The 14,735-nt window shown below is 40.7% G+C and carries 7 protein-coding genes; 6 read left to right on the top strand and 1 reads right to left on the bottom strand.

What is annotated here, in order from left to right; all coding sequences use genetic code 11:
- Positions 1–442: 442 nt before the first annotated feature.
- The 6 genes from QM629_RS10305 to QM629_RS10280 all read left to right on the top strand — a co-directional run bounded on the left by QM629_RS10305 (position 443) and on the right by QM629_RS10280 (position 13,458).
- Positions 443–2,830: an ABC transporter permease gene (locus tag QM629_RS10305; RefSeq protein WP_415159782.1), complete on the top strand. Its 2,388-nt coding sequence runs from the start codon at positions 443–445 to the stop codon at positions 2,828–2,830.
- 83 nt (positions 2,831–2,913) lie between these two features.
- The gene (locus QM629_RS10300) at positions 2,914–5,301 is read left to right on the top strand and encodes an ABC transporter permease (protein WP_415159781.1); all 2,388 of its coding nucleotides are present in this window, start codon (positions 2,914–2,916) and stop codon (positions 5,299–5,301) included.
- Between the two features lie 74 nt (positions 5,302–5,375).
- A complete protein-coding gene (locus QM629_RS10295) occupies positions 5,376–7,829 on the top strand; it encodes an FtsX-like permease family protein (protein ID WP_415159780.1) in 2,454 nt (817 codons plus the stop codon).
- 245 nt (positions 7,830–8,074) lie between these two features.
- Positions 8,075–10,501 (top strand): ABC transporter permease, encoded by a 2,427-nt coding sequence (locus QM629_RS10290; protein ID WP_415159779.1) that lies wholly within the window; start codon positions 8,075–8,077, stop codon positions 10,499–10,501.
- A 94-nt stretch (positions 10,502–10,595) separates the two neighbouring features.
- Positions 10,596–11,786, top strand: coding sequence for an ABC transporter permease (locus tag QM629_RS10285; protein ID WP_415159778.1), 1,191 nt, complete (start codon positions 10,596–10,598; stop codon positions 11,784–11,786).
- Positions 11,764–13,458, top strand: a complete 1,695-nt coding sequence (locus tag QM629_RS10280; RefSeq protein ID WP_415159777.1) for an FtsX-like permease family protein — start codon at positions 11,764–11,766, stop codon at positions 13,456–13,458. The genes QM629_RS10285 and QM629_RS10280 overlap by 23 nt, the downstream gene beginning before the upstream one ends.
- Before the next feature lie 292 nt (positions 13,459–13,750).
- On the opposite strand, the gene QM629_RS10275 is transcribed toward QM629_RS10280, so the two are convergent.
- Entirely contained in the window at positions 13,751–14,680 is a 930-nt protein-coding gene (locus QM629_RS10275) for a rhodanese-like domain-containing protein (protein WP_415159776.1), read from the bottom strand.
- Positions 14,681–14,735: the final 55 nt, after the last annotated feature.

The following is a 14,735-nucleotide window of genomic DNA, read 5'->3' as shown; positions in this document are numbered from 1 at the left end:
TTCAATTTTGTAAAGCCGTGCTTTAGCACAGTTATAGATGAATTTCGATAGAGGTAAGTGCCAGCGGCACAGCCTGCCCCGACTATTCGGGGATGCATAATGTAACGAGCCGATGGCTCTCAACAACATTTTGGTGGTTTCAAACGGGTTGAAACCCGTTTTTACAATATTTTTTCGAAGCTACGCTTCTTTTTATGCCTTTAAAATTTTAATGCGTCTGCCCTGCGGTAAGGCAGCCATTTCCGCTTACTGTACGCAAACAGCTAATCCATTGTACGATATCGTACAGTTTATGCTGACATTGTTTTTATAATGGGCTGGAAATAAATCACTTTTACCGTGGCATTGTGCTTGTTTCATTTTATTGCCTGTAAGCAGGCGCGTTCCGGAATTGGGTTTACAGGAATAGGGCATCATCAAATCATACATCATACATCTTCTTATGCTTAAAAACTACTTCAAAGTGGCCTGGCGCAACCTTGTTAAAAACAAAGGGTATTCTGCCATTAATATTGTTGGCCTTGCAGCAGGCATGGCTGTAGCTATACTGATTGGTTTATGGATATGGGATGAGGTTACCTACGATAGTTATCATGCCAACCATAAACAGCTTGCACAACTGATGACCACCTTTATTGATAACGATGGGAATAAACAAACAGGCCCGGCGGTAGTGATGCCGACGGCGGAAGAATTACGCAGCAAATACGGCAGCGACTTTAAAAATGTATCCATGGCCTCCTGGAATTTTGGCCATGTGCTGGGCGTTGGCGATAAGAAAATCACCGGGCAGGGTATGTGGGTGGAAAGTAATTTCCCTTCCATGTTTTCTTTGAAAATGATAAAAGGAAAAATCAATGCATTGAACGACCCTTCTTCTGTTTTAATAAGCGCTTCTATAGCAAAATCTTTGTTTGGCAATGAAGACGCCATCAACAAAACCATACGCTTTGATAACAAATATGATTTTAAAGTGGCTGGTGTGTTTGATGATTTTCCGCATAACACCACCTTATACGATGCAAAACTTTTTCTGCCCTGGAAAAAATACATTACTACCGAAGACTGGCTGAAGCAGGCAGCAACACAATGGAATAACCATTCCTGGCAATGTTTTGTGCAGGTAAATGATAATGCTGATGCTGCAAAGCTTACAGCTAAAATTAAGCATGTGGTAATGGCGCATAAAAACGCGGCCACTGATGGCGTGGAAGAAGCGGTTATACATCCCATGGATAAATGGCGCTTATACAGCGAGTTTAAAGATGGCAAAGCGGAAACAGGCCGCATACAGTTTGTGTGGCTGTTTGCCGTAATTGGCGTATTCGTATTGCTGCTGGCCTGCATCAACTTCATGAATTTATCTACCGCCCGCAGCGAGAAAAGGGCTAAAGAGGTGGGCATACGCAAAACGGTTGGGTCTGTAAAAAGCCAGTTGGTAAGCCAGTTCTTAAGCGAATCTGTGCTGGTAGCATTCCTTTCTTTTGTGCTGGCCATACTGCTGGTTGTTTTGCTGCTCCCTATGTTTAATAAACTGGCAGATAAGAATATCAGCCTGCCCTGGGGCAATGGTATTTTCTGGCTGCTTGCCGTTACATTTACATTAATAACAGGTCTTATCTCCGGCAGTTACCCGGCATTGTATTTATCCAAATTTGAACCGATAAAAGTTTTAAAAGGCACCTTCCGCGTAGGCAAATATGCATCGTTGCCACGCAAAGTGTTGGTGGTAGTACAGTTTACTTTTTCCATTGCATTAATTATAGGAACCATCATTGTGTATAAGCAAATTCAATTTGCGCAAAACAGGCCGGTGAATTATGATAAGGCAGGATTAATAACCATACCTATGACAACGCCCGACCTGTATGGCCATTACGACGCTATCCGCAGCGACCTGATTGCAACCGGCGCTGTTGAAAATATGGCTGAATCATCAAGCCCGACAACGGCGGTTTATTCCAACCAGATCGGCTTTAACTGGCAGGGTAAAGATCCCAATACTTTGCCTTCATTCGGAACGATTGGTGTAACGGTTGATTTTGGCAGAACTATTGGCTGGCAAATAAAAGAAGGCCGTGATTTCTCCAAAGATTTTGCAACAGATAGTTTGGCTATGATACTGAATGAAGCGGCTGTTAAGCAAATTAATATGAAGCGTGATATTGTTGGGCAAACGATACAGTTGAACGACAGGAATTACATAATTGTTGGTGTGATAAAAGATATGGTGATGGAATCCCCTTATCAGCCTGTAACGCCAACTGTTTTCACATACGATCCCAATTGGGCAAATGTGATTTCCATAAAAATAAAGCCGGGCATTGGCGTAAAAGATGCACTTGCAAAGATTGAAAGGGTGTTTAAGAAATATAATCCTTCATCACCATTCGATTATACATTTAACGATGAAGAATACGCCAGGAAGTTTGCTGATGAACAGCGGGTAGGCAGGCTGGCTACGTTCTTTACCATTCTTGCCATATTCATTTCCTGCCTTGGTTTATTCGGGCTGGCATCGTTTGTTGCGGAACAACGCAAAAAAGAAATTGGCGTGCGCAAGGTGTTGGGCGCTTCCGTATTTAATTTATGGCAGATGTTGTCAAAGGAATTTGCATTGCTGGTAGGTATTTCCTGCTTCATCGCTATCCCGCTTTCCTGGTATTATGTAAGCGGATGGCTGCAGCATTATAATTATAAAACAGATATAAGCTGGTGGGTATTTATCGTGTCCTGCGTTGGTGCATTGCTGGTTACATTGATAACGGTAAGTTTCCAGGCTGTTAAAGCAGCAATCGCTAATCCAGTGAAGAGTTTGAGAACGGAATGAAGAAAAGCTATTAGCCATTGGCTGTTAGCTAAAGGCTAACAGCTCACTTATAACGCAAAACGTACAACTTAAAACATACAATTATGTTTAAAAACTATCTAAAAACCGCCTGGCGGAGCATATTCCGCAATAAAGCCATAACGCTGATTAATTTGTTTGGCCTCTCTGTGGCATTGGTGGCATTTATTTTTATTTCACTTTGGGTGCAGAATGAATTAAGTTTTGACGATTATCATAAAGATGCAAAAGATATTTACCTGGTTCAGACGAAAGTTAATATGGATAATGAGCCCAGCCCGCTTACCTCTTTGCCTGTGGCAGATGTGCTTAACAGTAGCAGATATGTGAAAAACGTTGCAAGAATGGCCGTGTGGAAAAGTGCCCTGAATGTAAACGGGCAATTGTTTAACGAGCGATCAGGGGCAGCTGTTGACAGCGATTGGTTTAAAATTTTTGATTATAAAATTATAGGCGGGGACATTAATGCATTCAACAGAAATCCATTTTCGCTCATCTTTACCCGGTCAAGAGCTAAGCAGTTGTTTGGCGACAAAAACCCTGTCGGGCAAATTGTAAAGTTAGATACAACTTTATACCAGGTAAGAGCGATTGCAGAAGACAACCCTGTTAATTCAAGCCTTCAATTCGATATGCTTGTGCCAATGGCTGCAAGGCTTGCTCACCGGCAACCAGATAATAATTGGGGCAATTTGAGCTATCGCACTTTTGTAAAAGTTTTCCCTAATACCAATGCTGCTTCATTCGCACAAAATGCCACGGCCCTTTCACAGCAGGCATCCGGGAAAACAGATTTCTCAATCGGCGTGCAGTCTTTGCATGAATTGCATTTCGATACAAAATCATTCGACCCGGCATTTCGCAGGGGCAGCCATACAGCAATATTTGTTTTTAGCGTGCTGGCGGTACTGCTTTTAATTACGGCCAGCATTAATTATGTAAATCTCAGTATTGCAAAGGCCAATAGCCGCTCTAAAGAAATAAGCATCAGGAAAATTATTGGCGGCAGCCGTGCACAATTGTTTCTGCAGTTTTTATCAGAGTCTTTTTTATTGTGCCTGATGGCATTGTTTATTTCATTTATAATTATACGGGTTACTTTGCCCATATTCAATAACCTTACCGGAACTAATTTCAGTTTATCAGCCAGCTCCGGAATTTTATGGATGGTGCTATCAGGTACATTGTTGTTTACAACACTGCTGAATGGGGTTTTCCCGGCATTAACCATGTCGCTTTTTAAGCCTTTGTATTACCTGCATGGCTACACGATTTTGAAATTTAAAAATATACTGATCCGTAAAGGATTAGTGGTGTTTCAATTTATAATAGGCGTGGTTTTCATTATCGGCACCGTTGTTATTTTTCAGCAGATGCGCCTTGCCCAAACTTCTGCTGCACAATACAACCGCAGCCAGGTAGTTTCGTTTGAGTTGCCCAGTTCTTCTTTGCAGAAAATGAATTATGACCAGCAAAAAGTGAATGACTTTTCCCAGGCCATTAAAAATGAGTTACAGCAAAGCAGTTCCCTGCAAAGCATTGCGCTTGCCAATTCTTCTATTGAAGGTAATATGAATTCAGGCGGAGCCGGGAATTGGTATTGGCCGGGAATGGACACCAGCCTGAGCGTTCAGGTGGCTCGTTTATTTGTTACACCTGAAGCCAAAAGCATATTCAACTTTCAAATGAGAGAGGGCAGGTGGTTTAACAATGATATTTCTGATAAAAAGAATTATATTTTGAATGAAACGGCTGTAAAGGAATTAGGCATACATCCGCCTGTCATCGGACAGGTATTTGCAAAAAGCGGAGGCGATACCGGGCGAATAATTGGCGTGATAAAAGATTATAATTTCAATTCGCTGTATAACAAGATTGGCCCAATGGTAATAGCCAATAACAATGGTGATGAATGGGAACCGGTTTTCTTTGCAAAAATTGCTCCCGGCAATATTTCACAGGCAATGGATGCTGTTGCCGCCACATGGAAGAAATTTATTCCCTATGCGCCGTTTGAATACCAGTTCATGAACCAGGCATTTGATAATTTGTATAAAGATGACTTGAAAGTTTCAAAGCTCGCATTGCTTTTCAGTTGCATTTGCATTATTATTTCTGCGTTGGGCTTATTTGGCCTTGCTGCCTTTGTGGCGGAACAAAGAAGAAAAGAAATCGGTATAAGAAAGGTAATGGGCGCTACCGTTACTCAAATTACAACCATGTTATCGAAAGATTTTGTGAAGCTTGTGCTTATCGCGATAGTGATAGCATCGCCCATTGGATGGTGGGCTATGCGCACATGGCTGCAAAATTTTGTGTATAGAATTAATATAAGCTGGTGGATATTTTTAATAGCAGGAAGTACAGCCATATTAATAGCAGTGCTAACGGTAAGTTTCCAGGCAATAAGAGCGGCGATGGCAAACCCGGTGAAGAGTTTGAGAACGGAATGATATACGTGAAACGTCAATCGTGAAACGTGAATAAAAAAATCGGTTAATCAGTTAAATCATATAAATCGTGGTCAATGTTTAAAAACCACTTCCCTGCATGGCACTTCGTGAAAACAGCCTGGAGAACGTTTACAGGAAATAAGCTGTTTTCTTCTATTAACCTCCTCAGCTTAACCATTGGTTTATGCGCCTGTATGCTCGTGCTCAGTTTTGTTATGGACGAGTTATCATACGATCGTTTCTGGAAACGCTCCGACGATATTTACCGTGTGCTTTACCAGCGAAAAATGGCTGAAAGCAGTTATATGCTTTCCGCTTCTTCGCCGGCAGGCCTTGGGGAAGCTTTAAAAACACGCTTTCCTGAACTGGAAAGTTTTGCAATGGCGGCTCCGTCAGAATTAGACTTAAATACAAATGAAAATAATACAGATGGTATAAAAATAAAAACAATCAGGGGCGACTCTTCATTAACGGGAATCTTTGATTTTAATTTTATCGCAGGCAATGCCCAACTGGTAAGTGAGAAAAATAACCTGATTATTACGGAAAGTTTGCGTAATAAACTTTTTAAAGGTAAAGACCCGGTAGGGCAAGCCATATATAATATGCCTACGTGGGAAGAACAGCCCAAAGCCTATCACATCATTGCCGTAATAAAAGATATTCCTTCCAACACACATTTCCATGCTGAAGCCATAGAACTGGAACGGGCAAGAAAAGAAGAACTGGATAAAAATGGCAACGGAAACTATACGCAGTTTTATTTCTTATTAAAGCCGCATGTCAACCCCAAATTATTTGAAGCAAAAATAAATAAATGGTATGCCGGTTATATGGAAACAAAGGCTGCAGCCTACAGGTCTATACAGTTGCAACCGTTGAAAGACGTGTACCTGCATTCTGATTTCGATACAGAGCCGGGCGTAAAAGGAAGTTACCGGAATGTGTATATTATTGGCTGTACCGGCATTTTATTATTGCTGATTGGCTGTATTAATTTTATTAACCTCACAACAGCCCGTGCGTTTAAACGCTTGAAGGAAACAGGTATCCGTAAAATACTGGGTGCTGACAGAAAACAACTGGTCTGCGGGTTTCTTGTTGAATCAGGGATGTACTTTTTTATTGCTACAGCATTGGCATTATTGTTATTTTCTGTCACATTGCCCCGCCTGGAATTGTTCATAGGGCATCAGTTGGAAACAACATTATTTTCAGATAGTCATTTTTTATTGTTGTGCCTGGCAGTCATTATTGTATTAAGCATACTTACCGGCCTGTACCCTGCATGGGTTTTATCGGGTTTTCGCCCGGTGAATAATCTCAGGGGCCGCTTCTCAAAGCTGTTTTCTGCGGGCCCGGCCAGTGTACGGATGGCGCTGGTTTTTGTACAGTTTGTGATAACCATATCAGTGCTTGCCGCTTTAATTATTACCAACAGGCAAATGAATTATATCAATAAAAAAGATATCGGGTATCAAAAAGATAATTTATTATATATCGGCTTACATACCTGGGAAGGTAAAGCCAAGGTGCTGAAAAATGAATTACTGAAAATAAAGGGCGTGAACAGTGTAAGTTTTGCAGGATGGTATCCCGAATCAGGTGTTACAACTATGTATTCCATGCTGGATAATCCGCTGAACAAAGAAGAAAAAGTACAGCTTAGTGAAATTGTTGCTGATTTTGACTTTCCCAAAACAATTGGGCTGCAGGTTCAGGCAGGCAGGCTATTGCAGCCGGGTTACGGAACCGATCATTACGACCAGGATTCTGCAATGAAAATGGATAAAGATGCATACATCGCTTATAAAAACAACCTGCCTGTACTGGTTACAGCTTCCACTGCCCGGCAGTTAGGCGTGAAGCGGTTAGATGCAACTATTAAAGATATAGGATTTAAACCCGTGGGCATTTTAAAAGATTTTCACCGGGAATCGCTTTTTCAACCGCTTAGCCCTACAATGATTTTTGCCGATGACAATATTGATTATTCCAATTTATTTATCCGTATTAATCCGGAAGCAAACCCGGGCATTGTACAGGATATACACAACGCCTGGAAAAAGGTGTATCCTGCCCGTTTGTTTGATGTGCAATGGGTAACGGATATGCTGGCAAAACAGTACGAAGTGCAGTATAAACAGCAAATGCTTTTTATGCTGTTCAGCATATTAATGTTATGTGTTGCAGCTATGGGCGTTTTCGGGCTGATTGTGCATGCAACGCAGCAAAGAGAAAAAGAAATCGGCATACGTAAGGTACTGGGGTCTTCGGTAACAGGGATTGTACGATTGTTAACAAAGGATATGGTGCTGCTGGTTGTGCTGGCATTGGCCGTGGCTGTTCCTTTATCGTGGTGGGCGATGAATCAATGGTTGCAGGCATTTGCCTATCGCATCAGCATTCAGTGGTGGATGTTTGCTTTAGCCGGCTTAACAGCAATACTCATTGCGTTGCTCACCGTAAGTGTACAGGCGATTAAAGCAGCGATGGCCAACCCGGTGAAAGCATTGCGAAGCGAATGATAAAAGTGAATAGTGAACGGTGTCTTGTGTCCTGTCCTTAAGGAACGTTTGTAAAGTCCCTCTCCTTTGGAGAGGCCTGCCTGGCGGCAGACAGGGATTTAGGGTGAGGTCAAACAAGGTTAAATAAACGACATTGAATCAGTAATGAATAATAAGAATAGCAAATTAAACAACGTAATGTTACAGGCTCGCAGTTCGTGGCTTAAAGCTCACAGCTTGTAGCCTGCAGCCAAAAAACATCTTCTATGCTTAAAAATCATTTCCCTGCACGGCACTTCGTGAAAACCGCTTTGCGGAATTTTACAAAGAACAAGGCTTTTTCCTTCATCAATATTTTTGGTTTGGCCATTGGCTTAACCTGCTTTGTATTGATAGCCGTATTTGTGTATAATGAATTGAGTTATGACCGGTATGCTGCTGAAGCAGATAATATGTATCGCGTTAACTTAAACGTTACCGGCAACGGCGATGTGGCTGTTTATCCCAACGTTGATTTTGCTGTGGGTGAAGGAATGAAAAATGCTTTTCCCGAAATAAAATCTTTTACAAGAATGTCGCCTGCAGAAGATTTTGTAAAGTATAATGATAAACAGTTTAAAGAAGATAAGCTTGCTTTTGCCGATAGTAATTTTCTGCAAATGTTTTCTGTTCCTTTAACTGGGGGAAGTGATAAAGAAGCGCTTGTTCAGCCGAACAGTGTTGTTATTTCAAAAGCATTTGCAAAGAAATATTTTGGTGATGCAGATGCGGTGGGCAAATCAATCGTTATTGGTTTACATAATGCGGTTTATAAAGTAACAGGCGTGTTTGACAAAGTGCCGGACAATTCGCATTTTCACTTTGATGCATTGATGAGCATCTCTACATGGCATGTAACGAACCCAACCTGGAGCAACCTTGGCATATTTACTTATCTGTTGCTCAATAAAAACGCTGACCCCAAAAAGCTGGAAGCAAAGTTTCCGCAGCTCGTTGCACAATATGTTGTGCCCGAAATACAGCGTGATATGGGCATCAGCCTGGCCGAGGCGCAAAAATCTGTAAACACATTTGTTTTTACTTTACAGCCTGTTACTGATATTCATTTATATTCCCATACCAAGTATGAACTGGAACCCAATGGCGACATTCAGTATGTTTATATTTTTTCCGCGCTGGCCTTGTTTATCTTATTGCTTGCCTGCGTAAACTTTACCAATCTTTCCATAGCGCGTTCAGTAAAAAGAGCAAAAGAAGTAGGCGTAAGAAAAGTAATGGGTTCAGGTAAATTTCAATTAATAAAACAGTTTTTATCTGAATCTGTATTAATGAGCTTTTGCGCTATGCTGCTTGCAGCGGCCTTCATTATTTTATTGCTTCCTTATTTCAACCAGCTTTCGGGCAGGCAGATAACGATCAGTTCTTTTTTAAATTATAAGGCCATAGCAGGCATGCTTGCCCTGATATTTTTTGTGGGTATTGTTGCAGGCGTTTATCCATCTTTCTTTTTATCGTCATTTAATCCTGTCAAGGTTTTAAAGGGTTCAACAGGCGCCGGCAAACAAAAAAACATTTTGCGCAGCAGCCTCATCGTGTTCCAGTTTTTTGTTTCAACTGCATTGATAATTGCCACCATGATTGTTTACCGGCAATTAAGCTATATGCAAAACAAAAAGCTTGGTTATGACAAAGAGCAGGTTTTGTTTTTGCAGGATGCCAGGCTGCTGGGCAATAACCAGGATGCTTTTAAACAGGACCTGCTGAAAGATAACCGCGTTGTTGCGGCAAGCATTTCCTGGTCTGCCCCGGGAACCGGCCTTATGAACGGAACACAGGTGCATCCGGTAAATGAGAATGGCAACGGCACAGAAATTCACATGAACATTTACAATGTTGATTATGACTACCTGAAAACATTGGGCATGCAAATGAAACAGGGAAGATTCTTTTCCCGGGCTTTTGCAACAGATTCCCAAAGCGTTGTTATTAATGAAGCTGCTGCCAGTGAATTAGGTTGGGGCAGGACTGACCCTGTTGGCAGAACGATTGTGCGTTCAGGGCAGAAAGCATTTAAAGTTGTTGGCGTTATAAAAGATTTTAACTACACATCAGCCAAGCAAAAAATTGCTCCTTTAATGATGATGCTTGGCAACAATTACGGCGGGCTTATCATTAAAATAAAAACAAATGACATTCCCGGTTTTTTAAATTACCTTAAAACAAAATGGAATGCCTTTAATCCGCAGGGACCTTTAAGCTATACTTTTCTTGATGATAATTTTGCCGCCTTGTATGCAAGTGAATTAAGGACACAGCAAATATTTTCTGCATTTGCTGTTATTGCCATCATCATTGCAGGGCTTGGTTTATTTGGTTTATCCGCTTTCGTTATTGAACAGCGCACAAAAGAAATAGGTATAAGAAAAGTGTTGGGCGCATCTGTACAGCATGTTTTGCTGCTGGTATCAAAAGAATTTTTGTCACTTGTTTTAATCGCATTTTTTATTGCTGTTCCGGTTGCTTACTGGGCCATGCATAAATGGCTGCAGGGCTATGCATACAGGATAAATATCAGTGCAGGCGTATTTATAATTGCGGGCATTGCAACGGTTTTGATTGCTGTAATCACCATCAGCTTTCAATCGGCAAAGGCAGCGATGGCCAACCCCGTGAAGAGCTTAAGAACGGAATGATAGAGATTAAACATCATAATCATTATAACTGAGAATAAAATATTGATTCCAACTTAACCAATGAACAATATTTATTTATGTAAAAACTTGAGCAATGTTTAAAAATTATTTAAAAACTGCGTGGAGAAATCTTTTAAGGAACAAGACCTTTGGATTCATTAACATCTTCGGGCTTGCAGTAAGCATGTCTGTTTGTTTGCTGATCATTCTCATCATCAATGATCAACATAGTTATGATGATTTTATATCCAATCATGATCGTGTTTACCGCATTCATACAAATGCCAAAGTCAATAGTAACAAACCAACTGCTACATCAGCGTTTCCGTTAGCGAATGAATTAAAAAATTATAGCGGAGTAGAAGCTTCTGCTGCTTTGTTCAGAAACCTTGGCGGCGATTTATTTTATAATGATAAAAGCATTGCCGGCGATGGTTATTTTGCTGATGAAAATTTCTTTAAAGTTTTAGATTACCAATTAAAAGAAGGCAATGCGGCAACTGCTTTAACGCAGCCACGTTCATTGATCATTTCAGATGAAATAGCCAAACAGTTTTTTAAAGATGAAAGCGCGATAGGCAAAGTAATTACACTTAATCATACAGGTGTTACAGGCAATCAGTCAACTTCAAAAAATTCAACCTATGGACAATTTATTATAACTGGTGTGTTGAAAAATAATCCCGGCAAAACAAGTTTACCTTTTAAAATGCTGGCATCTTTAAGCACGGTGAATAATCTTGCAAAAGATTCTTTATTGGATGCTGCACCTAACGATTGGGATAATGTTGGGACGAATTATACTTATGTATTATTGAAGAAGGGAACAACCAAAACTGACCTGCAAGCGATGTTAAATGTTATTGCTTCAAAAAAATATCCAACAAGTAACGGAAGCAATTTTGTGTTTACTCCAACAGCACTTAAAAGTATTCCCGGCGAACTTGTTTCCAACGAAACAACAACAGCATTACCCAACGTGATCTTGATTTTTTTAGCTGTGCTTTGTTTGGTGGTAATGTTATGTGCTTGTCTTAATTACACCAATCTTTCTGTGGCAAGATCATTAACAAGAGTAAAAGAAGTTGGTGTAAGAAAAGTATCCGGCGCAACACGTAAACAAGTGTTCCTGCAATTTATTACTGAATCTGTTTTTACTTCATTCATTGCTTTGTTGCTTTCATTTGTATTGTTATTTATCATGCAACCTTTTTTAAAAGGTTTATGGATAAATAAATTTTTTGATTTTTCATTTCACTACAATGCAACCACCTGCTGTTGTTGATAAAAAACTCACCAACTTCCGTAATGTATATTCAAACGACAGCAGCGCTGCTTATCATGTTGAACTGGGTTTGCAAAAATATGATCAGGTGTATTTGCACAATCATTTTGAAAATGGAAAAGCTGCAGGCGGCCGTATTGAATATGTGCATCTCTTTACCATTATTGCCATGTTTATATTGCTGATTGCCTGCATCAACTTTATGAATCTTGCTACGGCACGTTCTGTAAATCGTGCCAGGGAAGTTGGCGTAAGAAAAGTGATTGGCGCAGTCCGTTCGGCATTAATAAAGCAATTTATTGCTGAATCGCTATTGCTGACTGTTTGTGCCATTGTTGTTGCTTTATTGCTGGTTACACTAACGCTGCCTGTGTTTAACCAGGTTACGCAAAAACAAATCCTGTTGCCTTTTCAACAGCCATTTTTCTGGCTGTGCCTTATCACTATTACTGTTTTCACAGGGCTTATTGCAGGCAGTTATCCTGCGTTATATCTTTCTTCTTTCAGTCCGGTTAAAGTTTTAAAAGGTGCTACTAAGCTTAGCATTGGTGCGGTATGGTTTCGTAAAGGGTTGGTCGTGCTTCAATTTGTGCTTTCTATGATTTTGATTATAGGTACCATCATTATTTCAAGGCAAATCAATTTTATTCAAAATAAAAACCTTGGTTATAACAAAGAAAATCTTTTATACATACCGGTTGAAGGCGAACTCATTGACAGATATCAAACATTTAAAGTTGAAGCATTACAGTTACCCGGAATAAAGAATGTAAGCCTGTTATCAGATAATCCTGTTTTTCTTGATCAATGGACCAACAATGTTGATTGGGAAGGCCGGGATCCGAAAACAATGATATCTGTTGAACATCCTGAAGTGAATTATGATTTTATAGAAACAATGGGGCTTCAAATGGCAGCAGGCCGTGACTTTTCAAAAGATTACCCTACTGATAAAGATGGCTTTTTAATAAATGAAACAGCAGCAAGGGATATGAATTATAAAAACCCGGCAGGTAAATACATCACGGTGAATGGCCACCGCGGGCAGATAATTGGTGTGATAAAAGATTTCAATTTCAGGTCGCTGCACGAAACAATAAAACCAATGGTTATAGAGTTTGGCAACAGGGAAAAATATGGCAGCATTCTGGTGCGCACAGAAGCCGGCAAAACCCGTGAGGCCATTGCAACCATTAAAAAACTTTGCCATGAACTGAATCCTGAATTTCCTTTTACCTGTTCATTTGCAGATGAACAATATGAACAGTTATATAATACTGAACAGGTTTTAAGCAAGCTCTCTGATGCCTTTGCATTTCTCGCCATATTCATATCCTGCCTGGGATTGCTTGGTTTGGTAATGTTTACCGCAGAGCAGCGTACCAGGGAAATTGGTATCCGTAAAGTGTTGGGCGCATCGGTGGGTAATATTGTTCAATTAATGTCTAAAGATTTTTTGCAACTGGTATTCATAGCTATTGTAATTGCATCGCCTGTTGCATGGTGGGCCATGCATAGCTGGTTAAACAATTATGCCTATAAGATTGATATTGCGTGGTGGATATTTATAGCAGCCGGCGGATTGGTTGTAGTAATCGCAGCGCTGACCATCAGCTTTCAATCCATCAAAACAGCAACCGCCAATCCGGTCGAGGCATTGCGGAGCGAATAGCGGAATAATGTGAAGATTTGGGCTGAGCGAAGCAATATCGGGATAAAAGTTTGAGAATGGAATAGTAACTGTGAATGGTGAATGCCGGCGCCAGACAATTTTGAAGCGCCAGGCGCCGGCAAAAATCCGCGCCCGGATCAGCCGGGCAAATAGGCCCTTTTAAATTTGTATAGCGTTCTTACATCTATATTGCAGCATCTTCATTCAACAGTTGTTTTATATTTAATGAAGATGTTTTATAGCTGTGTCGTTGGGCAAACAAATTCACTTAAATGAAATCTGCCGCTTTCCTTTATGGCTTTAAATCGCCTTGCACATCTGTTAATTTATCATACCCACGCGCCCGCAAAACTGAATTGAATATCATGGAACGGTAGCCGCCTGCACAATGCACATAATAGGTTTTGTTCTTGTCAAGTTGCGCCATGCTGTCGTTTATAAAATCAAGCGGGACATTTTCCGCTTCCATAATATGCTCGCTGTCGTGCTCGCTTTTTTTGCGCACATCAATAATTTCAATATTTTCTTTTTGCATGGCATCTGCCAGTTCATCTGCAGAAACGGAACGGATACTGTCCGTTTGCCTGCCCGCTTTTTTCCAGGCTTCAAAACCGCCTTTTAAATAACCGATAGTATTATCATAACCCACGCGGGCAAGCCTCGTTATTACTTCTTCTTCGCGGCCTTCATCCGTTATTAATAAAATTTCCTGTTTTATATCGGGAATTAAGGTGCCAACCCATGGCGCAAAGCTGCCGTCAATACCAATGTTAATAGAGTTAGGGATGAACCCTTTTGCAAAAGTTTGCGGGTCTCTTGTATCTAATACCAAAGCTCCTGTTTCGTTGGCCGCGGTTTCAAATGCATCGGGATCAAATGCATGCTGTCCTTTTTCAAGCACCTTATCAATGCTTTCATAGCCATGAATATTCATCATTACATTCAGCGGGAAATAAGCCGGTGGCGTAACAAGGCCTTTCGTAACGGCTTTTATAAATTCATCTTTCGCCATTGGCTGCAAAGCATAATTTACTTTTTTCTGATGGCCCAGCGTATCGGTTGTTTCCCTGCTCATATTCTTGCCGCAGGCGCTGCCGGCGCCGTGCGCAGGATACACAATAATATCATCATTGTCCGGATAAAAATTATCGAATCTCTTGAAACCATTTGTCAGAGCGGGTTCTGGCCCCTCTCCTTTGGAGAGGGGTTGGGGTGAGGTCAAACATTGAAATACAAGATTTTAAATTATTTAGTCGGACAACAATACAATAATATCA

This window comes from Parafilimonas sp. (genome assembly GCF_047606085.1).
Lineage (GTDB): Bacteria > Bacteroidota > Bacteroidia > Chitinophagales > Chitinophagaceae > Parafilimonas.
The sequence above is the reverse complement of the archived record's forward strand: the minus strand, read 5'-3'. Positions and strand labels throughout refer to the sequence as shown.